This window comes from Hymenobacter cavernae (assembly GCF_014641455.1).
Classification (GTDB): Bacteria; Bacteroidota; Bacteroidia; order Cytophagales; family Hymenobacteraceae; genus Hymenobacter; species Hymenobacter cavernae.
In genome coordinates this window covers 183883-207913 of the sequence record NZ_BMHT01000007.1, presented here as the reverse complement: position 1 = coordinate 207913, position 24031 = coordinate 183883, and the positions used below count along the sequence as shown (strand labels likewise).

The window sequence follows — 24031 nt, the reverse complement described above, 5'->3', positions numbered from 1 at the left end:
CATGTTCAAGCTTCCGAGTGTGCTGTTGGTCGATGATGATGCGACCACCAATTACCTGAATAAACTCCTGCTCACGCGCCTACAAGTTGCCGAGCACCTGTTGGTAGCCACCAATGGGCGTGAGGCGCTAGCCACTCTAACCCAAGTGTGTACGCCGGTGAGTACCAGTTGCCCTGCGCTGATTTTGCTTGATCTCAATATGCCCGTCATGAATGGGCTGGAGTTTCTGGAGGCTTACCAGCATCTGCCCTTACCGCAGCAACGGGCCATTGTTATTGTGCTGCTCACTACCTCCGTGAATCCGCGCGACCTAGAGCGCGCCCGGCAACTGCCCATTGCCGGCACCCTGACGAAACCCCTGACTCAGGAGAAGATTCAGGCCCTCCTGCAAGAGCACTTTCCGCCGTCCGAACCGATGCGCTGAGCTCTGCAACCAGAGGATTATGTCCTCACTTAGTTCTTGCCGCTAGCTACTGTGGACTTGCAACACGATCCTGCTTAATTTTTATCAGAAGCTGTTTGAATACTTTACCTATATAGGTGCGTGTTCCCCAGACCTTTGCCTTATCGATCTTCGCGCTTTTTGGCCCTGCATACTATATCTGACCGCATGAGCACTCCCACCAACACCCCACAGACATCGGCCGGCACGAAGGGTGGACAGGCGGAATACTTTACCGACACAGCGTGGGTCACCATGCTGGCCGGCGTGAATCTTACTGACTGCACCATTGGCGACGTGACCTTCGAGCCCGGAGCGCGCAACAACTGGCATTTGCACCCGGCCGGGCAGATTCTGATGGTCACCAACAGAGTGGGCTACTACCAGGAGAAAGGCCAGCCCATCCGGCTGCTGCGCAAAGGCGAAGTGGTGAAGGCGCAGCCCGGCGTGGAACACTGGCACGGCGCTTCACCCAAGCAGGCCCTGACGCATATTGCGCTCAACATCAACACGGAAAAAGGCATCGTGAACTGGGAGCGCCCGATTACCAACCAGGAGTACAATAGCTATAAATAAAGGTTGAGCGCTGCGTCATACTTGTTCATTCAGGCTTATGGCGACGACGAGTTTTCAACCATACGCAGTTATTCGGGGTTATTATGCACTGCGCCTGCTCCAACAGGCGTCGACTATTCCCATGACCGAATCCCGCCTCATTGCCCCGTCTACCGCTTCCCACCTGGCTCCTGTCCGACTTGATGGCGCTATCGGCGTTGTGACCATGGAAGAAGCTAGGCGCGTGATGGGGAGCTTCAGCCGACGGGACCATTTCAAGGTAGTGCTGGTGTTGGAAGGCGCCAATGAGCTGCACTACGCCACGCGCAGCTACGCCGTAGACAAGCCAGCGCTGGTGTTTACCAACCGATTGGTGCCCTATGCCTGGGAGGTTGTGGAGGGCTCCGGCGAGCAGCAGGGCTACATCTGTGGCTTCACCGAAGACTTTCTGCACTCGGCTATGCGGGGCGTGGGCCTGAAAGACCCGGTGCTCTACAAAGTGGACGGCAACCCCGTGTACTTCCTCTCCGATGAGCAGCGGCGCTACCTAACCGAGGTGTTTGTGCGTATGCGCCGCGACCTTGACACCGACTACCCGCACAAGTACGACCTACTGCGCAACCAGCTCTCGACGATCATTCATGAAGCGGCTCAGATGCAGCCGGCTCACGCGTATTCGGGGCCGCCAACCAACGCCGCCGAGCGCATTACCAACCTGTTCTTGACCTTGTTAGATGTACAGTTTCCCATTACCTCGCTGCTGCGGGAGCCCATCCTCAAGCACGCGCAGGAGTTTGCCGACCGGCTCTCCGTGCACGTCAATCATCTGAACCGCTCGGTGAAGGAAGTGACCGGCAAGCCCACCACCACCCACATTGCGGAGCGGGTTATCGGCGAAGCCAAAGTGCTGCTGCAACACACCGACTGGAGCGTGGCTGACATTGCCTACAACCTAGGTTTCGGGTACGCCAACTACTTCGCTAACTTCTTCAAGAAACACACCGGCATCAGCCCACTGGCCTTCCGCAAGGCCGCGTGAGCGGTGCCCTCACTCGATTGAACATTATCAGTTTATGAAAAAGCCCTACGTCATCTGCCACATGATGTCTTCAGTGGACGGCAGAATTCTTACTACCAGCTGGACCGACGAGCTGCTCCGCACCTACGGCGGGGTGTTTGAGAAATACCACCAGACGTTTACCAGCCAAGCGTGGATGTGCGGACGTGTGACAATGGAAAAAGACTTTTCGGGCGGCGTACAACCCGAGCTGCAAGCGGCCCCGCACCCAATTGCGCGCGAGCCATTCATCGGCGATAAAGACGCGACTTCCTTCGCCATAGCAGCCGATGCCCACGGCAAGCTAGGTTGGGAAAACAACGAGACGGGCGGCGACCATATCATTGAGGTATTGACGGAGCAGGTCAGCGACGAGTACCTGTACTACCTGCAGCGCAAGGGCATTTCGTACGTATTTGCCGGCAAAGAGGAGCTGGATTTTGCCTCGGCTTTACAGCAGCTGGCCGCACTGTTTCCCATTGAGACACTGATGCTGGAAGGCGGCGGCCACCTGAACGGCTCCCTCCTGAACGCCGGGCTCATCGACGAGCTAAGCTTGCTGTTGCTACCCATTGCCGACGGCACCCCCAAGTCGCCGACCACCTTCGAAGTAAGTGAGTACTTGCGCAAGACGCCGGCTACACAACTGGAGCTCAAGCAAGTACAGCAACTGGAAGATGATGTAGTGTGGCTGAAGTACCGCTTCCAGTGGTCTTAAAAAAGATCGGTACCTCCGTGCCCCGGGAACCTAGGAGACGGAAGAGGTGCTACTTGAAAAGCACGTATTCTGGTTTAAAAGCAGTGGAAACACGCGGGTAGCAGGCAGATATTTTTGTGCGTGTACAACAACACCCATGATCAACTCCATAAAAACGCTCATGATTCCCACCAAAGCCTACGCGGCTCAAAGCCCGACCACAGATTTAGCCCACTAGGCCTTCAAACGGCGCGACATCGGCCCGCACGACGTGCAGATCGACATTCTTTTCTATGGGGTGTGCCACTCCGACCTGCACCAGCTCAAAAATTACCGCGGCCTACGCGCACATGGTTAAAGGCGAGGTTCGTCATCGACCTATATTTCTTGTAAATAACATCACAGGATACAACGCAAAAGGGCGAAGCCAGAGTGGCTTCGCCCTTTTGTATGCCAGCACCTGGTTTAACCTCAACCTAGCTTTGATGAAAAACAAAAACGCCTTGTAAACTTTGGGTTTACAAGGCGTTGTGAACAAGGTGAGTAGTCCGTAGGGGACGTCTACAATTGAACAATGCCTAGTGAACACTTCCTGTTCAGTGTTGCAGCTGTGTTGTCGACGAGGAATGAACAGTATATGTTAGGGGCTGTTCACCAAATGTGATACCTGTGTGATACCTAGCCCTTATTCGTACACGGAATCAGCCGAAACGTCTATATCTTCTGGTCGCATACTGGCTAGGTAAATTTCCGTAGTGCGTCGGCTCTTGTGACCTAGCATGCTGCCCACAGCGCCAATGTCACCTTTTAGCTTCCGGTCTGCCAACGTCGCTAAGGTACGACGGGCAACGTGAGTAGAAAAGGGTTTTAGTCCGGCCTTCTCAGCAACGGCCAACAAGCGTCGGTTTACTCGCGAGGTAGCATCTTTCATTTCCTTTTTCTGTAGCCGGCCCTCGCGCTTTTCGTAGGCTGCTGTCAGGTAGGGAAAGATGTAGCTGTTAGGGTTAGGCTTGCCCGATGCAGGCAGGAGCGAATCTAGCAGCACCGTAAGCTTAGCTGTTTCCTTCACGCTCTTAGCGTCCCCGTCTTTATCTGGAATGAACGTGATACGCCCATTATGCCGGTCCTTCCATTTCAGGCGCAGCACCACTCCTACTCTACTGCCATGCAGGTAGTATTGGGCAAGAAACACCTTGCGGGCTAGGTCGGCTTTCTCAGGAAGCTGCACAGCTTCTACAGCTGCAAATTCTTCTTCAGTTAGCCACACGCGCTTTGGGCGCTCAGTGGCCAGCTCGAAACCTTCCACCGGGTTAGCGCTCAGCATACCCGTTCGTATAGCTCTGAGACAATACAGTTTCAGCACCTTTATTTTCTTGTTGCGGGTGCCTGGGCCGTTGTCGAAGGTCTTCTTTAGCCATGCGTCAAAATCCTTCACCATGACCAAGGTTAGTGCCGTTGGCGACAACGTGCCCTTGGTGAACTGGCTAAGGTTTTCAACCATGGTGCGCCGGTTGTCGACTGTCGTTGGGTTATAGTGTCGTTCGTCCTGGGCTACTTGCTCCTTAAAGAAGTCTAGTAAGTCGGGCTCTTTAGGTGCATCTGGATCAGCCGCTTCCACTGGCAAGAGCATACGTGCCTTTAGCTCGTCTACAGTAAGCAGTGGCTTTGCTTTAGCCAAGGCCCGGCCGCGGGCTAGTAAACCCTGGCACTTTTCGTTGTGCTGTGCGGCTTCATGGTTGCCAGGGCGCACCCAATTAGCCAGGCGCTCGGTGGCCTTCTCATTCCAATGCCTGCGGTCAATGGGTATGCCTATGTTCATGAAGCGCTTAACACGATCCTTCGTGATGCGTAAGCGCACGTCCCAAAACCCGTCGCTATCTGATTTGGCCGCAATAACGATTTTGAAAGTAGCTGTGCCCATTACACCACTTCTGCATCAATAATCTTCTTAACGCGCCACACGGCGCGAATCTTAACCCGCTCGACAGCCATTGTGCCGCCTGTTGGATTATCAGAGTGTAGCACGATCTCGCGCTTAGTGCGTAGGGTGTTGTCAATAATGCGCTTTACTGTAAAATGATTGCCATAAAGGACAGCATAAATGCCCGCGGGCATATACTCCCAATCCGCCTCGCTTATAGGCACTACAAGCACCCACATTCCGGACTGTAGTTGAGGCTGCATGCTATCTCCATCAATTTCTATAGCAAAGCAGTTTTCGTATTCTTTGGTGTTTGGCACGTTGATAACGGGTATAGTAGTTGGCTGCTCATAGTTCGCAGAATCGTCGCCCCATGTTTCCGCAAACGTTGCCCTTGCCCGCCAGGGCAACGCCGGAACATAGCGAAGTTCAACGCCCTTACTAATCTGCAATATTCTAGCACCCGGCAACAAATCATGTGCCTTTTCGGGCACAATTGCACTTTCTGTATATTCTTCTGTATTATTATTCTGCGGGTTTAGTAAGTCGGCGCCCAAGGCTTTCGACAGTGCTACTAACGTCTCGTAAGAAGGCTTACTAATTCCACTTTCGAACTGTGAAATAGCCGACCTAGTAACCCCTATTTGGGTTGCCAACTGCTCCTGTGTTAGTTTTTTCTTCTTACGGAGTGCCTTAATGTCCATGTCAAAAGTGAGTGTTTGTAGTATTTAGTTTAGCAATACTATCCTTTTGTAAAGAATATTTCGGTATTACTAACTTTTTTTAGTCTTTCACTTGATATAGTTAGTATAGCTAACTACTTTTGAAATGTCAACTGAATGACAATAGAAAGTAAACAATACTAAACATGATTCAAGAGAATGACAAGCAATTGCAGCGGCTCTTGCCCCATGGCTCAGTAAACAAAATAGCCAATTCACTAGGTATCAGCCGACAAGGCGTGTACAGTGCTTTGCGCTCTGCTAAGCCAAATAACAGAGTGGTAATAGAGGCTGTGCGCATTATCAAAGAAGCTGGCACTGCTGATGTTCAGCGCGAGCTAACCGAAATGCTAACCCCCGTTACTTTCACTAACTAATTGCTATGGCTTCTCTATCCTTTGTTACGCCGGATGATCTAGCAGTAGTAATTGAACTAGTCCAAGGTATCAAGGCTAAGCTAGATGCCTATATAGAGTCAGTAGACGACGAAATAGATACGGCTACAGCCCTCAAGATCACTGGCATTAAATCTCGCACCACACTGATTGCTGAGCGAGATAAACCAGGAAGCTTACTGAAGTATTCGAAGCTAGGCACCCGCCCCACTTACAGTCGCAGTGCCTGCATTGAATACAAGTTGAGCAAGCGCCTGAATGCTCCTGCAATGCGCTTAGCATCCTAAGTCGATAGGCATTTGCTGCTACTATCACAAGCACTAACCCTGGTCAATTTAGACCATTTCTTTTTTCTCATTCTCATTTCCTCAAACCCTTTTACCTCCTTTTTTATGTCAACTGCGAACGCTTTTCTACCAGAAACCTACGAAGTACCTCAAGCTGGTGGCGCCTACTTCAAGCCCCAAAACGGCGAAAACTGTGTCCGTATCCTAGGTAAGCAGCCGCTTATCGGATGGCTGTACTTCAACCGTGAGAACAAGCCAGTACGCACCCTCATGAAGCCAAGTACCGCGCCGGCCGATATGAACCCGACCGACCCGGGCAACAACCCTCAAAAGCCGAAAGAATTCTGGGCAGTCACGGTGTACGACTATGCAACGGGCGAAATGGGGATTTGGGAGATAACCCAAACTGGTATCAAAACCTCAATTGCTGAGCTAAGCCGTGATTCAAATTGGGGACACCCCAAGAATTACGACCTGAAGATTACCAAAACGGGCGCCGGCTTGAAAACCGAATACGCTGTAGTGCCTGTGCCGCCCAAGGCAGTAAGTGACGCTGTAAAAGCTGCTTTCATAGCACGGCCAATCAACCTGCAAGCGCTGCTAACCGGTGGCGACCCATTCGCTACTACCGGTACCACACCGGCTCCACAAGCAGCACCCGCGCCCGCACCGGCGCCTGTAGCCACGCCGGCTCCTGCACCTTCAGCCGCGGTGCCTGCTGGTGATGATGATTTGCCTTTCTAAACAATGACACCCGCCCAATACGCTGATTTTCTGCTGAGGCTTTTTGAACGTGACAAATGGTACACGCTTGACAGCGCCGCGAGGGTCTTACGCTTAGCAGAGTGTGAGGTAGCAGCCGACAAAATCATTGGCGCTGCACGTCGGGCGGGTTGGGTCATTGACCGCAAGGAAACGCAAGAATTCTGCTTTGGTGGCTTTTGCTGGCTACCCATCCAAAAAGAAAGGCGGGCCGCTGCCTAGGAACAGCGACCCGCCAATTGGTAAAACTAAAACAGGCTTAAATATACAATGGATTCTCCAAACAAGCTGCTTCTTAAGCAGCTACAGCACTACCTCAGTGCTGATATTGAGCTACTTAGCCCGGCCCATGGTACCGGCACATTAGTAGGGTTGCCCTACTGCCAGACTTGGGAAGCCCAACGCGCTGAAGTGCGCTTTCCTGACAAGGGAGTATTTGACTATTACGAGCTAGACAAGGTTAAGCCAGTCCTCTTTGCTGCTGAAGATGCACAGGCAGTGCTAAGCCAACTACAGGTATACGAGAAACCTACCGCGCTGGCTTTCGTGAATTTACACGATACAGCTAGCATAGTTCGTAGCGCTGTAGTTGTCGACTTCTTGCGCTCCAAGGGTATTGCTCTCACTATCAATCCTGGGCACTACATAAGAAAGGAGGTGCGCCGTGCCTAGTGCTATTTCACACCCACGCACCTATTCAGTACCCGTTGGTCGGCGCAAAAAGAAGATAGCAAAAGACCGCAAACGCCTAGTTATCATGGGTTTGCTTGCCGCTTTGGTCTACATGCTCTGTGGCTGTTCATCCTTATAGCCATGGCGCAAGGTCGGTCTTATTGGGAAATCTACAAGGCAATTGATGATTCGGGGACATTTCAATTCTCCCTCATTGCCAGGAATGGTACTGTAGTACTCAACAGTCACAAGAACTACTCGACTGTAAGAGGCTGTCAAACAGCGATTAACAACATACTAAAAGACCTCTGCGGCACGCAACCCCTTCAAATAGTCGATAAGACAGAATAATTATATGAACACGAATCTTCACACCCTAACCCTTCTGCCAAGTGTGCTGTTGGGTGCTCTCGATATAGTAAGACCGGCTGTAAGCAATAACCTTCTCAACGCCGCAAATGACACGGTGCTTATGGAAGTTGCCGGCCAATGGCTGAAGCTTACAGCCACGAACCTAGAAACAACAATTACCACGTCGGTAAAAGTAGAAATACCTGGGCAACCCTTCCGCGCCGCGGTACCGGTAAGCACCCTAGTTGACACGCTGAAGCTGCTACCCAAAAAGCCGGTTGCTATCAAGTACGACCCTATCAGCTGCAAGCTGGTATTGCTTGGTGAGGGCAAGGCTCGCTACAGTATGATGTGCGAAATAGCCGAAGATTTCCCCCTGCCAACAACTGTTAGGGGTGCTGAGGCCACAGGCCTCAACGCTAGCCAGCTAAGCAACTCACTAGCATTTTCGCTGCCTTCTGTGGCTAAAAGCGAGAAAACAGCGCCGGTGCAAGGGTTAATAGGGCTGTTGTTTGCTGTAAAATCTAACTGCGCTGAGACTTGCGCGGCTCAGTCGCACTTCGCCAGCGGCGCCGCGGCCGGCGGCTGCAAAGGTGCTAACCTGCACATGTTGCTGTCTGTTAGCTCCTGCAACATCCTGCTTGCGCTGCTCGCTCGCTATGAAGGTGAGGTGAGCGTTATAGCCTCAGACACGGCAGCTGTGTTTGGCCTGGGTAATACTCAATTACATGCCCGTTTGCTAATTCATGAGCACCCAGGTATTGACAACTTCTTTCAGCCGGGCAAGCGCACCCCTATTGATTTCGAGCGGCAACCGGTACTAGATGCCCTAACCCGCTTGAAAAACTATAGTGGAATGAAAAGCGGGCTGGAATTGCGCTTTGCTGATGGTCGCATACGCTTATTTGTAAGTAACTCTGAGTGGGCACGCGAGGCTGAAGAGTGGTACCCATGCAACATGCCCGAGGGTTTCAACCAGACTGTTACCGTTACCCTAGCCTACTTGCAGCGCTTGCTTTCCCCTATCCGGTCTGAGCGGGTGCAAGTCAACCTAGGTCAAGCGCCCTCACCATTACACATCTACCCATATGTTGAGAAGGGCAAGCCCTCTGAGCGTATTGTATTGATGCCCTATGTAGCAAAGGAGGTGGCCAGTGTCTAGCCTACCTAAACTTCGCGACTATCAACTACGGGCTATCGAGGGTGTACGCCAAGCCATACGCGACGGGCACCGTAGAATTCTAGTAGTAGTGCCCACCGGTGGCGGCAAGACTACCATTGCAGGCAGCATGATTCATGGCAGCGACGAAAAGGGCAACCCCGTTCTTTTCATGGCGCACCGCAAAGAGCTAGTTGAGCAAGCAGCCGACCGGCTTATACAGTTCGACATTGCGCCGGGTATCATCATGGCAGGCTACCCACCCAGGCGCCGAAAGAATGTGCAGGTGGCCAGCATTCAGACGCTTATCAAGCGTGACATGCCAAATGCTAAAGTGGTGTTTGTTGACGAGGCACATCACAGCGTTAGCCCGTCGTTTATCGAACTACTCGATAAGTACCCTGAAGCTAAAATTATCGGACTCACGGCTACTCCTTATCGAATGGATGGGCGCGGCCTAGGTGACGTGTACGACGTGATTGTTGCCCCTATTACGGTTGCTGAGCTGATAGAACAAGGGCACCTTACGCCGCCGCGCTACTACGGCACACGGAAGGACTTAGAGCCGGCGCTAGATAAAGTAGACGTTGTGCGCGGGGACTACGATAAAAAGCAGCTGTTCGCCTCGTTCGACAAGCGCGAGCTATACGACGGGGTTGTTAAGAACTATCAGAAGTTCGCCCCAGGTACTAAGGCAGTGGTGTTCAACATCAATGTCGAGCACTCGCTTAACGTTCGTGACGCCTTCTTAGCCGCCGGCATCCAAGCTGAGCACGTTGACGGGGACACCCATAAGGATACCCGCAAGCGGCTTCTACAGGACTTTCGCGCCGGCAAATTCGAGGTGCTGTGCAACGTCAACTTGCTTACTGAAGGTTTCGACTTGCCAGCTATTGAAACCGTGATTTTGAACCGCGCGACTAAATCAAAGTCACTGTATCTGCAGATGGTTGGCCGCGGGCTTAGAACGGCGCCGGGCAAGAAATACTGTACTGTAATTGACCAAGGCGGCAACGTTCGGCAATTTGGGCCTGTCGAGCATCCGGAAGAATACGAGCTAAGCACTACGAATAAGCGCAAAGCTAGTGGCGTCTCAGATTCACCGCCCCAGAAGATGTGCCCCGGCTGTGAACGGCTGCTGTATCTGTCGGTGGCGCAATGCCCACAGTGCGCGCACCGCTTCGCTTCGGAGACAATGGAGCTACAGGAGGCAGAATTCATAGAGCTAACGGACTTCTTGCCTAAGAGCGTGAAAGTCAAAGCAGCTAAGCCCCAACGCCCCGAGCACCTGAAAAAGTCATGGGCTGACATGACAGAAGATGAGCTATACGAATTCGCTGAGCTGATGAATTATAAACCCGGCTGGGTACACATTCAGCTGAGCAAGCGCAATGAATCAATAGAAGCATAATGAACGTCTCAATATTCCCCAACATCAATCAAACCACCCAGGGCAAAGACTTATCCATTGAGTCTGTGCTACGGGGAATACGTGAGGGAAAATGGCGGACACAAGTTGAGCTAGTGCGCCGGTGCGAATCGAAAACCGAGTTGCGCGAGGCTAAGAAAACTGTGCCCTACTTCACGGTTAGTGGCACCTTCTCAAAGCGTTGTGAAGATGGGCTTACAGCTCACAGCGGCTTTGTAGCGCTTGACGTTGACGCTGATAAAAACCCAGGTGTTGACTTGAAAGCAAAGCGTCAACTCATTGAGCAAGATACATTTACTTATTCGTGCTTCACGAGCGTAGGTGGCGCCGGCTTCTGCGCTATCGTACGCATCCCAACTGAGCACCACGCCGAAAGCTTCCGGGCACTTCAGGCTTTCTATAAAGAGACCTACAGCGTAACAATCGATAGCTTACCCGACGTCTCGCGCCCTCGCTTTGTCTCCTATGACCCTGCACTATACTTCAAGCCTACGGCGCCGGTATTTGAGGAAACTATAGCTGAGCCAGAGCCTAAGAAGCCGGTGCCTACTACTACTTGGCAAGCCTCGCGTAATGGCGAGGGTTACGGGCAAGTAGCGCTTCGCACAGCTGTAAATAAGGTGCTCAGCGCTGTAGATGGTACCAAGCACGTTACGCTTAATAAGATGGCGTTTTTGTGCGGTGGCTACATTGCGTCGGGCTTCCTTCGGGAAGATGAGGCACGCGAGGCACTGCAACAAGCCATTGGCCAGCGCGAGCTAACCGACACGAAAAACGCCTTCAAAACGATTGAAGATGGGTTACGCGACGGGCAAAAGAAGCCAGTGTTGCCAGAGCAAGTGCAATACACCGTACGCAACCTGAAGCGTGAACGTGAGAAGCCAGGGCAAGTAGTGGCCATGCTAGCTGCTACCCAGGGTATACCCGCCGACGTGCTGCAGCCGGCCGTAGAAGCTATCTACGCTGAGGAAGATAGGGTACTGCTCACGTTCTGGGACGTGATGCACAAAGAGGGCAAGACGAAAGCAGAAGATGTGTACGTGCTGCAGATTAGCCGCGCTAAGTACATCAACTGGCTTGCGTCGGCTGGCTTTGCCATGCACCAACAAGGAAAGCATTATGTGCCCGTACACATTGAAAACAACATTGTCAGAGAGGTTACCCGCGCTGAAATCAAGAAGTTTGTAAGCGACTACGTAAGCTCTTTGCCATTCGAATTCGATAACGTGTATCGTATCATCTTAGAGGACCGGATACAGAAGGAACACCGGCAACTGTTCGAAGATGGCACCCTAGAATTCTTGCCGGTTGTCGGTGAAAGCTTCGTACGCGACACTAAGCAATCTGCCTATTTCTTCTTTCGTAACGTCTGGGTTGAAGTGACAAAAGCTGCTATTACCCCGCGCCCCTATTCGGCTTTGCCCGGTCGCATTTGGGCTACTCAGTGCATTGACCGAGACTTTACCGGCTTCAATCTGTTCAACTCGTTTGAGGTGGCCAACTACGGCGAATTCGGCAAGTATTTACAGCTAATCACGGCTGACAACAGCGCCCGTCTCGACTCCCTAACTAGTGCCCTAGGCTACTTGATGCACCGGCACAAGTCCCGTACGGAGTGCTACGCTGTTGTACTATGTGATGAGGCAATAACCCGCGGTGGCGCCGCCGGCCGCACTGGTAAGGGACTTCTAGTGCAGGCACTCGAAAAGCTCCGGACCCTGGTAAAGCTTGATGGTAAGAATTTCGATATCACACGGCAATTCGCTTGGCAGCGGGTGCGTCATGATACTGACATGCTTGTTTTAGATGATTTGGACGCAAAAAAACTGCCTTTCGAAAAGCTGTTTTCCATCATCACAACGGGTATGGAAGTAGAAATGAAAGGAGGTATGCAACAGTACATCGACTTTCACGACGCGCCAAAGTTCCTCATCAATACCAATGACACCCTAGTTGGTGAAGGCGCGAGCCATGAAGGACGCAAAGTAGAAATTGAGGTGGCTAGCTACTTCTCAGCGGCTCATACTCCCCGCGACGAATTCGGGCACGAGCTGTTTGACGAATGGGAAGAGTCCGAATGGATGCTATTTGATAACCTGATGCTACGCTGCTGCCAACGCTACTTAGCAAAAGGTGTCAAGAAAGCACCGCCCATCAATTTGAACCGGCGCAAGCTTATTCAAAAGACGTCTGAGGAATTCGCAGACTTTGCAAGGGACGAAATCAAGCTAGGTCAGTGGTATGGGAAACGTACACTTTGGACGCTATTCCGTGACCTCACAGGCTTTGACGAAAAGACTTGCAGCCAACGCAAGTTCAATGGCTGGCTTAAAGACTACGCTTACTACGAAGGTCTCACAGCTGATGAGCAACGGGATTCCGGCGGCTATGCTGGGCTCCGTGATACAAATATCAGATTTTCAAAGGCTTAATAGTTCGACAGGCCATGAAGGCCACGAACTCTCTTATTTCCCGGCTACTATTTCATTTTTCTATTATTCCTAGAATCACATTTCTAAGAAATGTAATAAAACGAAATATAGGCAGAGAAGTAGGCTCGTTCGTGGCCTTCGTGGCCTCTCTTCTAAAAAGGTCTTATTCGTTCTTTAAATAGTTATATACATGTCTTTCCTACCCGAGACCGAAAAACAACGTGAATCACGGCTCCAATCCACCTGCCATACGTGGTTTCACAATGAGCTGTGCAGCTTACCAGAGTTCCAACACTTGCGCGGCCTAGGCTTCATGATTCATAATGATGGAGCAAAGTCAGCACTCACGGCAGCTCTTGACACGAGCCGCGGCCTAATCCCAGGTATACCCGACTGGTTTCTAAGCGTGCCTTGCTCGTCTCCTTTCGGCACCTCTTATCACGGCTTCTACTTCGAATTCAAAGTGGGCAAGAATAAGCTTAGCCCGATTCAGAGCAAACGTATTGAGCAGCTACGCGCCATGGGCTACAAAGTGGCTGTAGTCGACAACTTCGAGCACTACAAAGAACTAATCATGGACTACCTGAATTCGCCTAAACTCCCAGAAAGTAACCCACTCAGACTAGGTGCATAGCCAATGCGCTATACTTAAAACGTACAAAATGAAGCGCTTATATAAACACAGTGATTTGATAATAGGACTTGTTCATTTAGCCTGGGGTTTGCTGGCTCTTTGGTTTCATGACAAGGCAGTATGTGTGCTTGGCATTTGTTCCTTCTGGGCTCATTTAAGGCTATGGGCGCGAGAAAACGACCCACTACGAAAAATGCAAGAAAAAGGTTAGCAATACTGCACATTATTTGCTTTTGTAGTTATCTCAGCTGTACTTTAGAATCATATGGAAAGTACAATTAACTAAATTTATCACAAGGCAAAACTATGACGGCTCGCGTACGCACACTTCAGGCTAACAAACAGAAACGTAACGACAAGATTAAAGAGGAATTTCGCAAGCGCTACACTGATGCAGCGCGACCTCGCATGTACAGTCGGGAGTATGTACTAGCCCAAATTGCTGAGGAACGCGACCTGTCAATTGCCACAGTTGAAGATATCATTTACGCTAAGCAGCCTAGGCAGAAACAGCAGCTAGCTAACGCTGCCTAGGCTCCTAACTCACTTCATATGACCTACGCATTAGCCCCAAATGGCAACATCATAATCTACGCTGAAGCTGAGGAATAGCCACAGTCAGTCTAGCCGCAAAAGCCCGCTGCATTCGTGTAGCGGGCTTTTTTGTTGAAAATTAATTGTGGCTAATACTTGCAATAAGTAATAAATTTATTACCTTTGAGACATGAAAAGCAGCGAGCTACTCAGAAAATTAGAACGGGCCGGGTGGTATGTGACACGACAATCAGGAAGTCACATGATAATGCGCCACCCAGAGAAACCCGGTATGCTCGTTGTACCCAGTCACGGTAGCGCTGAAGTCGGTAAAGGACTAGCTGCCAAGATTCTAAAGGAAGCCGGACTATCTTAGTCCGGCCTCCTTTTTCGCTTTAGAAACTGCTAACCATAGTATACCCGCCGCCGCAGCGTTAAGCGGCAACCGTACATGAAACCATATCCAAAGAAGGTTGAAATGATTGTTGAGCGCACGAATACTGGCTATTCTGCTTATGCTCAGGATTTACCCATAGCTACAACGGGCGCCACTTTTCAGGAGCTAAAAGCAAACATGCTTCTTGCATTGAGCCTTTACATTGAAGAAACGAGCAAAGACAAGTACTTTCCTCATGATGATATGATTAGGGTAACACTCGACTTACCCCAATTCTTTGAGTTTTACAAAGTGATTAATGCCAAGGCACTTTCTGAACGCATCGGCATGAATCAAAGCTTGCTAGCACAGTATATCAGCGGTCAAAAGAAGCCTTCAGCTAAGCAAGTTGAAAGAATCTTGGACGGCATTCGCGCAATTGGGCGCGAGCTATCAGAAATCGAACTAGTGCATTAATCCAACAACAAATAGCATTAAATCAAAAGCCTTAGCCTATTTGGCCGGGGCTTTTTCGTTTATTTGCTGCCATGATGCAGCCCGACGTACTTAACCTTACTCTCAGCGACGCCACACGGCACCTACCCTACCTCACCTATGCTCGCTGCATTGATGCAGCCGACCGGCCGGCACAGCACAGCGGAGATTGGCCAATAGCAGGCGACGTATACCCGGTGCGATTAGATGAGACTAGCCAAGCTTTGCATATCTTATGCTTTGAAGGCTTTTACCCATACTACAACCTATATGCTATACAGCGTTTTGAGCTGTTGGCTGATGTGTGGCTTAACTAAGTATAATCGCTATTAGAATGGAAGAAGCTTGGGACGCGTTAACTGGGTTTGAATCGAGAGATTTAATAAGCCGATATTTTAAAAAACACCATGGCATTGAAGCTAATGCCGGTAAGGTGCAAGAAATAGCAGCATCATTCAGGCTAGGAAGAGAATACTTCAAAAGTGCTTCTACTTCTAATATTGCTGTTAAGCCTTTACTACTTTACTATGGTGTTTTGTCATTGAGCAGAGCGCTTATTCTTATCTTTTCTCCTAACCTACGTGAAGATGCACTAAAGCCTTCCCATGGATTAGGAGTAAAAAACTGGCCAAGCGCTCTGGCAAGTAAAGATTTTGCAAGCCTTCAAATAGTCATTCAAAATGGCACTTTCTCTGAGCTGCTTACTGCTGTTGATAACAAGACTTACTTCAGAGCAAAGTCTAACAAAGTTGATTGGCGTATAAGTTATCTCCAACCATCAAAAGGACAAACATTTAACTTTTATGCATTGTCAGCTGGCTTCCCAGACCTGAAACGCGAACTTCAATTATGGAGCAACAATGCTTATGTACATGCTGAAGTTTCAGACATAGATCGTAATCACGAAGGCAATATGGTAATAACCTCTTATTTAAGAGGTGATATTGAAAATGATATATCAGCCTTGTTCCCTAACTGCACTATTCATCATGAGCCAGGCAGCGTAAAAATAGCTGCTACTATTTCCGGAGATACTAACCCTTTAAGACTTGTTCCTTCTTGGGAAGGCGGTATGTCTTTCGCCAGTATAGGAGACGTTAATATTGTGCCTCCTTTTGAACATTCAGAAAACGTTTGTGAGATAGGCCAATACTTTGCCTCAGCATACATCATGGGAATGATGGTTCGCTACTATCCTACTCACTGGGTTGCTTTAAGCAGGACAGAAAAGGGAGATGCTGTTTACCCACTCATGCTGAAGCTAGTAAAGCAAATTGAATATTATTTTCCACGCATAGTAATAGATCATTTAGATTATCCGTATGATTTCGAAATTGAGCAAGTGAAGAAACTAATAGCAGAAGAAGGACTAAACGAGGGTAAAAATCTTAAAGAATAAAGTCGCCTTCATCATTAGTCACAGGACGTTTGCCCTTAGCCACCTTTAGACCTAGGTTGCTGATTGTCTCATATTCAGGTACCCCGTCATTATCGTAAAGCTGCGTAACGTAGCCCATAGCGACACAATACGCTTCGGGGTGCTGTGGCCTATCCCGACGGTACGAAGTGCGCACCATGGGCGCCAATTTCGCATTTCCGAAGTGCTGCAGCGCCTTATGCACCTCCTGAATGATGGTTAGGCGTTCCATAGCATCTGTGCGGCCGGTGTTGCTAAAGGTCTCTTCTGATACCTCAACAGCTACCGTGAAGCGAAGTAAAGCTTGCCCATTTTGGATGCCTTGCCCGACGTCATGCCACGCTATGTTCTCCAAGTCGATAAACACGGCCGGGTAAGCTATGGGCTCTTGGTCTTGATAATCAAGCTGTGACATATCTAAATCAATGGTACCGAGCGCCGGCACCTTGTCGCGTAAGCGCTCTGCTAGCTCAGGAAAGATGATATGCAGCATGGTCTATTTCTTATTCAGGATGCTATCAACACCCGATTTGAGGTAAGTAACTACTTCGTCATTTAAGCGCTTGCTCGCGCCCATGAATTGACGTTGGGGCAAGGTCCGATTGTCATAAACATGCCCTTCGTTGTGCGCCTGGGCATACTCAATGTCCGTGCTGATGGTCACACGCTCGCTGTCGATACTGTCGACACGGATAGAGCGCCGCAGCTTGCCCGACTTAACCAGAATAGCCCGGCCCCTATCATCTTTGCCCGCTGCAGTCAGGCGCAAGCGGGTTGCTTTCTTGCCTGACTTGCGCCGGTACCGTCGCACCTTCCGTGATGGCCACCGAGTCTCTACACCCGCTTCGTTTTGGAAGCTTTGGCGAGCGAAGTTGCCCACGAATTCACGCACGGCTAACTGTCCGACCTGCTTAGGTGCCCGCTTCATGAACGCTTCAACAGCTCGCGCCTCGCGCTCAATCTGGGCAAATACCTTATCGTTATTCTTCGCCATTCTGGGTCTTAGTAAACTCGTCTACTTCCGCTTTGGCCTCGTCGGAAAGCTCAGCATAGTATGGGTGCTCTTTGGGGAACATAACGCCCGTCTTGCCAACGTTACCGCTAAAGAGTGGGTCAGGCTCAGGCAGTGCAGGTAGGATAGAATCAGGTGTTACCCTAGTCCCAGGTGCGCCAACTGTAGCTGTGCAGCGACAGCGCCACCCGTTCGGCGGGTAATGCGTGTCCCACCAAGGGTGCGTACTTGGTAAGGTCACTTTGTCCCAGGCTCGGTGCTCGGGCCGTACTCTATCATCCCCTACGGTCTGATACTCGACTAAGTCAGCCTCATCATAATCAAGCCACCTAGAAGCCATTTGCGAGCTAGCTATAGCATGCTCGTATTCAGCCGACAACCAGTGCTTGTTATACTGGTCGTGTAGCTCTAAAGCGTCCTTTTTGAATTCGCCCCAGGGTTTACGCTGTCCGGATTCATCAAGTAGCAGTTTGCTTAGCTCAATGGCTTGGTGCTTGGTTTTGGCCGCTGAGAAGAAATGCACGTTTCCCCGTAGGAACGCTGTAGCGGTCTTATCTTCTCTATCATAGCCGATTTCGACAGCCTGTAGCAATCGATTTGTCGTGAGCGAGAATAGGCCTAGCTGTATGCCCACATTGCCCGACGTGGCCGCGTAAACTTGCTGGCTAAGCGTCAAGAATTCGGCTAAGAAACTAGCCTCATCTTCTCGCGCATCATTGCGCAACTCTTCGGCCCCATGGTGAGAGTGAGTGCAGGCGCGAGCGTAAAGGGCAGTTACACCCGCGCCTATCACTTTCCCGGCGCCGGTGTTGGCGGCACCTGCACTGGCAAGGGCTTAGGCTCTGGCTTTTCTTCAACCTCAACGCCGAAGGTGTCGACAATGTACTTGCTAGGCACACGGTAGCCGCTGTGCTGCATAATACCTTGTACGATATCCCACTGATCTTTTTTGGTGAGCGTTTCGGTTTCATCCCACTTAAACTCAAAGCCAGCAACCGGGTAGCCATGAATCAAAAGCCGGTCCCACACTTCCCACATTATGAGGTTGCGCAGGTACATCTTATCAGCCTTGGTGTACTTCTCGCTTACCCGCTCGTGTACTTCCGCTTGGCTACGGCTGCTACCGTTCTCAGTAGTCATGGTTTGCCCTAAAATGAGCTTTGACAGCTCAGTATTAGGGTAGTCAATCATGCCAGCAAATACGCCTTGCTGAAAGTTTTGCGGCAAATGATACTGAAAGTTAGTAGCCCCAGGAGGCAAGATAGCGTAAGCGGCCCGGCCCATATTCTTAAGCATATCTTCAACCTCGCGCCGGTCCTCATTATTCAAATCCATTTCCAAGGTGCGCACTGGCAACGCGAAACGGTCGCAGTATTCGGCCCATGCCTGCATGCTGTTCTTTTTCCAAACGACGTGCGGAATAGCCTTGTGCAGCAAGCCTAGTTCTTTAGGTTTGCCTAGCTGAATGAGCCACTGTGCCTCTATGCCCTCGCGATAGTTGATGCCGCTGAGGCTACCGGGTGCGTCACGAATAAGCCCGAATTCGGGTATTACCATTTCAGGCTGTACTAGCTCAATGCCTGAAAACTCCCCATCAACCGGCGGCTGTAGCTCGACAACCCGCGGGCCCCAGAAAAGCGACTCCATAGCTTCTTTGCACAGCTCGAAAAACCATGGTGTCATAAACATGCGCGTAAGCTTCTCATCTTCTACTTGACCCTTGATACTTACCACTTTGAAGGGTTGGCATAGAAGGTTCAGCGTACGGGTTTCCATTACGCTAGTCAGGTGCGAATCAAGCACCGCTTCACGGTAGAGTCTATATAATTCGGTACGATCTGGATAATACAAGTTTTCGGCGTTACTTAGTGCCAAGCGCCAATTTCCTAAGTCAGCCCGTAAGCGTACGGTCTGGTGTTCCGTGATACGCTCCGATACCGAGCGCCGGCCTAATTTGGAAATTTTAGTATTGATGGCGCCTACTTGGGCGCGTAAACGTTCGTGAAGATTCATATTATTAAGTAAGTTTAATCATCATAAAACGAATAAATAAAAATGAAGACACATTTCACTTATATCACGGGTATATTAATTACAATCATAATCATACTACTAACAATCGATTTTGGAAATAATGAAAAATTAGTCGATTACGTCTCTTTTGCTCTTACAATAACTTCCATTTTTCTCGCTGTAATCTCAATCGTTTATGCATATTTTTCAAATTCTTCTTTCGGTGAACTTGTAGGAAGATTAACAAATGTATCAACCGAAATAAATAGTTCTAGTGCTAATTTATTAAGAATAAGCAGAACCCTAGATAAAAAGATAGACGCAGTCCCTACATCCATCAAAAGTCTTGAAGATAAATTTGAATCTTTTCAAAGCAAAGCTAATCTACCCAGCTCATCTTCAAACGTAAGATCATCTTTAGAAGCAATTGAATCTACATCTTCAAATCAAACAAAAAGTAATTTAACAAAAGAAGAGTTGGATACGATATTGGATAAAGCAGCATCTACTTCACTCAGGTTTAATTCGGTAACAGGTTTATTCTCAATATATATTGCATATTTGTCAAAAATAAATAATCAGAAATTTAATATAATAAAAGTACTTGAAGGCACGAGCATATCATCAGGGTATGCATTAGGGCAATTAATTGCTCTACAATCACTAGGAATCCTAGCATTAGAAATTGACAATAGCGGTGATGATACAAAATTCAGAACCACTTTTATGAGAGACTCTTTAATACAAGAAATCGAACAAGTAATAATGGAAAATATACATAAAAAAGAAAATGAAAACAGACAAACAACTTTCCTTAGTGACATGGGATTTATCAAAGGATATTTTGATAAATCAAGTGATAAGTAATTACCAACCAAGAGTTTGAAAGGGCTGTGAGCCCCATTTAAAGCGACCGGTTTCTTCTTTTTGTGGCAACCGCGGCAAGTCAGCTGACAGCTTGCCATTTGACACGGCTTTGAGCCATTCAATAGCTTGGTCGTAGCGGTCGATTCTCTTTTCTGGCATTTGTACCCGGCCGTGTCGTGAATGCACGGTGTACAAAGTGATATCAAGCATGTAGGTGACGAGCACAGCCGACCGCGGATCTTTTTCTTCCCATGCTGGCTCTATGGGCTCCACTTCCGGTGCGGGCTCTGTGGCTTCCGGCTCGGTTTCTAGGTCGGCTACTGGCTCTGCTACTTCGGGTGCTGCTGGCTCAGTGATGACGCCCGGCTTCTCACCCTTGGTAGCCCGGTCGGCCACATAGAGAACAGATGGTGTGCCGTACGACACTACGGCGCCGGCGGCATACTGCCTAGCTTCGGCCCATGGCTGCACATCAAGAAAGATTTTAGCCACGTCATAGCGCGAGCGTAGGTAGCTTTCGATCAAACCTTGCGCGAAAACCTCAGCTTTTAGCAGCGCCGTTGGGTTGTCTTTCAGCACTACTTCAAGCTGCTCTTGCTTGATAAGAATACCGTAATCTTCTGCTGTTAAGAATCTCATAGTTAGTATGCTCGTTGCTGTACATCGGCCCTAGTACCCACTGTGGGTTTGCTGCTACCGGCGCGTTGGAATGCCCGCCACTCATTCTGAAAGCACCGACAGAAAAAGTAGTCGTTAGCGTCGGTGCTGTGCCCGTAGGGCTCATAGGTTACTTTGGTAGCAGGGTCCGTAACCTTTTTCTTTTCCTTGGTACCGTCGCTAGCCTTTTTAACCTTCTGATAGTCAGCTATAGTAACGTTGCACTTGCGGTCAACCCGGTACGTGATACCGTCTAGTTGCTTAGCTAGAATCTCATTCATCCAAAGCCCGCGCATCGAAACCGAAGGTGCCGACGCTTCAACGCGCATCGTGACACGGTGCAAAGCCCGTAGCTCTTTCACGACAATAGTAAAGTCGTTGTGCCCTTGCTCGTTACGCGTGTCGCCTTGCTTTCCGGCCGGGTCGCCATAAATGAATACTTCGGCTTGATGGCGCCCGAACTTTGCCATAAAAGCACGGCAAGTAGCCGGCGTGTTATTATGCTTGTTGAATTCGGCTATCTGGGTTACTTCTTTGCCGCGCACCTGATGCACATTGAGTGTAACGCCCGGTGTTAGGTTGAAGTCAAGTGTAATGTGTAGCGGCAAGTCAACATCATAGGTGCTGGCATAGTCGCCTGTATGCGTCTGATTATCAAAAGACTCATAGAATTCACCGCCGGTGCGCTCAACAGCGTTCCAATCGCCCAACAGCAAGCGTTGCCGGTCGTAGTCGCGCAAGCCTTCTAGGCTTTTTTTGTAGAGCCGTACAAAGTCCTTATCTGGGTTGTCGGTTACGAGTGCCTGAATAACTTTTTGGTCAGGACGTAGCACAACCGGCTTTTCGTCATTGTCACAGACGTACTTCGTTCTTACCCAGGTATACCCAGGGTTACAGGTAATCAACAGCTTAGGCACAAGGTCGAATTCTGGAAGCATCCAACGTATGCGCGTTTTTAGAATTTCAGCTGCTTTCTCAGGCACCCCGTCGTTAGCCTCTTCAATCCAAGCGTCTGTATATTCTGATGAGCCTAGCCGCTGGTAATCTGGGTCGGCAGGTGCATAGGCCAAATCCTTAAATATCTCGCGACTACCATTGGTGAAAATGAGCGAGTCAGGCGCACCGGACCTCGACACGTAACGATAATCACGGCCCATCTTCAGACCCCATGCCGCCAATACCTTGAAGTAGGTAACGAGCGTAGATTCTTTGATATCGTTGATTCGAGTACGCGCCGTTATGCCGCGGCTACCTGGGTAGCGTAGCCGCCGATACACCTTCCATGAGCAGCCTAGAAAGCTTTTACCGCCGCCGGCCGCGCCGCCGTACATCACTTCCTCAGTAAGCTTATCTTCTAGGGCTTCCCAGGCGAGGTGCTGCTTATAGCTAGGTTTGAAATCAATCTGCATCGGTCTGTACCTCCGGTGCTATGTAGTTGAAGGTAATACCCTGGGGCACCTTCAATTCAGATTCAGTCTTTTCCTTGTAGCCCTCGACAAGCTGCACAAATAGCTTTGCAGCGGCCGTGTCAGGTGGGTAGTGCTCAGTATAGGGCACTTCCTGAACCTGAGAGCCCATGCCCTCACCCATAGAAACTGTCAGGATTTTAACAGCTTCGTGCGAAAACCCTACGGCCCGCTCGTAAAGCTTCAGAATCACATTAGGTGTGAGTGCCTGAAATGGGTTAGGGGAACCGTCGCCAAGCTTAATGCGCTTCAAGTGCGCTTTCACGGTTTTTGGACTCAAACCGGTTGCCTCGCACAACTCCTGTACAGTTGGCCGGCGTAGTTCCTTCGCAATGAAAGCGTAAATCTCCTTTTGGATTTCCGCCCTATTGCGCTGGCTATCTTCTCTTTCTATGTCGGGGTTGGTTGGCATAAGTGCCCCAAATGTGCTCTAAAAGCCCTTTTTAGCCAATTCGACTCAGGAAGCAACGGTACATTTTGCCGTGAGTAACGGGGCTTTTACCCGCTCGCTTCTAGCTCAATTTGCGCCCTACGCTTCACAAGTGAAGTTTTGGGGCACAATGGAACGCGAACTATTAATTTTCGAAGGTATAGAGATGTGGCACGCTGCCAATCTCGACACGTTTCTTTCTAACCTAGAAAGAAGCGGTGCCCGTTCCTGCACTATTCGTCTGAATTCGCCCGGCGGCTCTTGGCTGGCAGGTCAGACCATGCGTGCTCGCATTCTAGCTAGCAAGCTTACTGTAACTACAGTGAACGAGGGCTTAGTAGGCTCAGCATGTACGCTGGTTTTCGCCGCGGGTAATGTTCGCCAAGCGCAGGCCCATGCGAAGTTCATGATGCACCAGATTTCCGGCCAAGTTGATGGCCAGATAAAGGAAATCAAGAAAGTGCTAGCTGCACAGGAAGCGCTAAACCGCTCAACTGCTGAAATGTACGTTGCCGTTTCTACCAAGTCGGTTGAAGAATGGGAACAGATGATGGAAGCTGAGACATGGCTAAGCGCTCAAGAAGCGAAAGCTATTGCCTTCTGCACGGAAGTATTGCCCGCTAAAGTTGGGCTAGTAGCTCCTGATGCCTCTATGTCAGGTACCGAGCTGCACAAATTCTACATGTCACTAATTCCCAAACAAACCGAGGAAATGAAGCTCGAAGAAGTGCGAAATGCGCTCGGCAAAGCCGGCGTTAAATTGGCAGATAATGCCACTGAGGCTGACGTGTTAGCCGCTATTGAGAAGCTGCAAAACAAGGCATCTGAGCCTGTAGCCGCCCCTAAGTCGGAAGAGACCGAGCTAGAAAGATTAAAGCGCGAGCTACAAGAGCTGAAAGACTCGCGAGCCAACGATACTGCTAATCAAATTGAGCAGCTAGTAAACAGCGCTATTTCGTCGGGCAAAATCACTGCTACTCAGAAAGACACCTACACTTCTTTGCTGAAAGCAGACTTCACCAACACTAGCAAAATCCTAGGTGATATGCCCGGCCGCACGTCGGTTGCTCAGCGCACCAACTTGATTGCTAGCACTACGGGTGCTGATTCTCGCAATGATTGGGACTTTGACAAGTGGAGCAAAGAAGATGAGCGCGGGCTACTCGACATGAAGCGCAACAACCCAGACAAGTACCAAAACTTGGTTGCCGGCATCAAATAAGCCCATCTGATAAGCGACAAGCGAAAT

27 protein-coding genes are annotated in these 24031 nt (G+C 49.8%); 18 read left to right on the top strand and 9 right to left on the bottom strand.

Annotation, left to right across the window (positions count from 1 at the left end):
* The first annotated feature begins 1 nt into the window (after position 1).
* From IEX74_RS18955 to IEX74_RS18940, 4 genes are all read left to right on the top strand, one after another.
* On the top strand, positions 2-424 hold the full coding sequence (locus tag IEX74_RS18955; RefSeq protein ID WP_188815604.1) for a response regulator: 423 nt from the start codon (positions 2-4) through the stop codon (positions 422-424).
* Positions 425-610: 186 nt separating this feature from the next.
* On the top strand, positions 611-1018 hold the full coding sequence (locus tag IEX74_RS18950) for a cupin domain-containing protein (protein ID WP_188815603.1): 408 nt from the start codon (positions 611-613) through the stop codon (positions 1016-1018).
* Positions 1019-1055: 37 nt separating this feature from the next.
* Complete coding sequence (locus IEX74_RS18945; RefSeq protein ID WP_229755373.1) at positions 1056-2036, top strand: helix-turn-helix domain-containing protein; 981 nt, start codon at positions 1056-1058, stop codon at positions 2034-2036.
* Positions 2037-2070: 34 nt separating this feature from the next.
* The gene (locus IEX74_RS18940; protein WP_188815602.1) at positions 2071-2772 is read left to right on the top strand and encodes a RibD family protein; all 702 of its coding nucleotides are present in this window, start codon (positions 2071-2073) and stop codon (positions 2770-2772) included.
* 664 nt (positions 2773-3436) lie between these two features.
* Here the strand turns inward: IEX74_RS18940 and IEX74_RS18935 are convergent.
* Both IEX74_RS18935 and IEX74_RS18930 read right to left on the bottom strand, forming a co-directional pair.
* A complete protein-coding gene (locus IEX74_RS18935; RefSeq protein WP_188815601.1) occupies positions 3437-4672 on the bottom strand; it encodes a tyrosine-type recombinase/integrase in 1236 nt (411 codons plus the stop codon).
* Positions 4672-5376 (bottom strand): XRE family transcriptional regulator, encoded by a 705-nt coding sequence (locus tag IEX74_RS18930; protein ID WP_188815600.1) that lies wholly within the window; start codon positions 5374-5376, stop codon positions 4672-4674. The genes IEX74_RS18935 and IEX74_RS18930 overlap by 1 nt, the downstream gene beginning before the upstream one ends.
* Before the next feature lie 400 nt (positions 5377-5776).
* Between IEX74_RS18930 and IEX74_RS18925 the strand changes: the two genes are divergently transcribed.
* The 12 genes from IEX74_RS18925 (at position 5777) to IEX74_RS18875 (ending at position 16319) form a co-directional block, all read left to right on the top strand.
* On the top strand, positions 5777-6076 hold the full coding sequence (locus IEX74_RS18925) for a hypothetical protein (RefSeq protein ID WP_188815599.1): 300 nt from the start codon (positions 5777-5779) through the stop codon (positions 6074-6076).
* 105 nt (positions 6077-6181) lie between these two features.
* Entirely contained in the window at positions 6182-6820 is a 639-nt protein-coding gene (locus IEX74_RS18920) for a hypothetical protein (protein ID WP_188815598.1), read from the top strand.
* Positions 6821-6823: 3 nt separating this feature from the next.
* Complete coding sequence (locus tag IEX74_RS23280; RefSeq protein WP_229755372.1) at positions 6824-7060, top strand: hypothetical protein; 237 nt, start codon at positions 6824-6826, stop codon at positions 7058-7060.
* 48 nt (positions 7061-7108) lie between these two features.
* Positions 7109-7510 carry a hypothetical protein gene (locus IEX74_RS18915; protein ID WP_188815597.1) on the top strand — a complete coding sequence of 134 codons (402 nt, stop codon included), beginning with the start codon at positions 7109-7111 and terminating at the stop codon, positions 7508-7510.
* Positions 7511-7651: 141 nt separating this feature from the next.
* Entirely contained in the window at positions 7652-7861 is a 210-nt protein-coding gene (locus tag IEX74_RS23535; protein WP_188815596.1) for a DUF1508 domain-containing protein, read from the top strand.
* A gap of 4 nt (positions 7862-7865) precedes the next feature.
* Positions 7866-9023: a hypothetical protein gene (locus IEX74_RS18905; protein WP_188815595.1), complete on the top strand. Its 1158-nt coding sequence runs from the start codon at positions 7866-7868 to the stop codon at positions 9021-9023.
* The gene (locus tag IEX74_RS18900) at positions 9016-10431 is read left to right on the top strand and encodes a DEAD/DEAH box helicase (RefSeq protein WP_188815594.1); all 1416 of its coding nucleotides are present in this window, start codon (positions 9016-9018) and stop codon (positions 10429-10431) included. Before IEX74_RS18905 ends, IEX74_RS18900 begins: the two co-directional genes overlap by 8 nt.
* The gene (locus IEX74_RS18895) at positions 10431-12881 is read left to right on the top strand and encodes a BT4734/BF3469 family protein (protein WP_188815593.1); all 2451 of its coding nucleotides are present in this window, start codon (positions 10431-10433) and stop codon (positions 12879-12881) included. The genes IEX74_RS18900 and IEX74_RS18895 overlap by 1 nt, the downstream gene beginning before the upstream one ends.
* Positions 12882-13071: 190 nt before the next feature.
* Positions 13072-13515: a VRR-NUC domain-containing protein gene (locus IEX74_RS18890; RefSeq protein WP_188815592.1), complete on the top strand. Its 444-nt coding sequence runs from the start codon at positions 13072-13074 to the stop codon at positions 13513-13515.
* 724 nt (positions 13516-14239) lie between these two features.
* Positions 14240-14425, top strand: a complete 186-nt coding sequence (locus IEX74_RS18885) for a type II toxin-antitoxin system HicA family toxin (RefSeq protein ID WP_188815591.1) — start codon at positions 14240-14242, stop codon at positions 14423-14425.
* A 75-nt stretch (positions 14426-14500) separates the two neighbouring features.
* On the top strand, positions 14501-14902 hold the full coding sequence (locus IEX74_RS18880) for a type II toxin-antitoxin system HicB family antitoxin (RefSeq protein ID WP_188815590.1): 402 nt from the start codon (positions 14501-14503) through the stop codon (positions 14900-14902).
* A 352-nt stretch (positions 14903-15254) separates the two neighbouring features.
* Positions 15255-16319: a YaaC family protein gene (locus tag IEX74_RS18875; RefSeq protein WP_188815589.1), complete on the top strand. Its 1065-nt coding sequence runs from the start codon at positions 15255-15257 to the stop codon at positions 16317-16319.
* Here IEX74_RS18875 and IEX74_RS18870 read toward each other — a convergent pair.
* From IEX74_RS18870 to IEX74_RS18855, 4 genes are all read right to left on the bottom strand, one after another.
* Complete coding sequence (locus tag IEX74_RS18870) at positions 16309-16830, bottom strand: hypothetical protein (protein WP_188815588.1); 522 nt, start codon at positions 16828-16830, stop codon at positions 16309-16311. The two genes, IEX74_RS18875 and IEX74_RS18870, sit on opposite strands and share 11 nt — an antisense overlap.
* A 3-nt stretch (positions 16831-16833) precedes the next feature.
* Positions 16834-17331, bottom strand: coding sequence for a phage virion morphogenesis family protein (locus IEX74_RS18865; RefSeq protein ID WP_188815587.1), 498 nt, complete (start codon positions 17329-17331; stop codon positions 16834-16836).
* Complete coding sequence (locus IEX74_RS18860; protein WP_188815586.1) at positions 17318-17872, bottom strand: phage head morphogenesis protein; 555 nt, start codon at positions 17870-17872, stop codon at positions 17318-17320. Before IEX74_RS18860 ends, IEX74_RS18865 begins: the two co-directional genes overlap by 14 nt.
* 266 nt (positions 17873-18138) lie before the next feature.
* Entirely contained in the window at positions 18139-19362 is a 1224-nt protein-coding gene (locus IEX74_RS18855) for a phage portal protein family protein (RefSeq protein ID WP_444542872.1), read from the bottom strand.
* Between the two features lie 42 nt (positions 19363-19404).
* Here IEX74_RS18855 and IEX74_RS18850 point away from each other — a divergent pair, with 42 nt between their 5' ends.
* Positions 19405-20229, top strand: a complete 825-nt coding sequence (locus IEX74_RS18850; RefSeq protein WP_188815584.1) for a hypothetical protein — start codon at positions 19405-19407, stop codon at positions 20227-20229.
* On the opposite strand, the gene IEX74_RS18845 is transcribed toward IEX74_RS18850, so the two are convergent.
* The 3 genes from IEX74_RS18845 to IEX74_RS18835 are packed head-to-tail and all read right to left on the bottom strand — an operon-like array spanning position 20230 to position 22764.
* Positions 20230-20868: a phage protein Gp36 family protein gene (locus tag IEX74_RS18845; RefSeq protein ID WP_188815583.1), complete on the bottom strand. Its 639-nt coding sequence runs from the start codon at positions 20866-20868 to the stop codon at positions 20230-20232. It lies immediately after the preceding gene.
* A 2-nt stretch (positions 20869-20870) separates the two neighbouring features.
* A complete protein-coding gene (locus IEX74_RS18840; RefSeq protein WP_188815582.1) occupies positions 20871-22295 on the bottom strand; it encodes a terminase large subunit domain-containing protein in 1425 nt (474 codons plus the stop codon).
* Positions 22285-22764: a winged helix-turn-helix transcriptional regulator gene (locus IEX74_RS18835; protein WP_188815581.1), complete on the bottom strand. Its 480-nt coding sequence runs from the start codon at positions 22762-22764 to the stop codon at positions 22285-22287. The genes IEX74_RS18840 and IEX74_RS18835 overlap by 11 nt, the downstream gene beginning before the upstream one ends.
* 148 nt (positions 22765-22912) lie before the next feature.
* Here IEX74_RS18835 and IEX74_RS18830 point away from each other — a divergent pair, with 148 nt between their 5' ends.
* A complete protein-coding gene (locus IEX74_RS18830) occupies positions 22913-24004 on the top strand; it encodes an ATP-dependent Clp protease proteolytic subunit (RefSeq protein WP_188815580.1) in 1092 nt (363 codons plus the stop codon).
* The last annotated feature ends 27 nt before the right edge of the window (positions 24005-24031 follow it).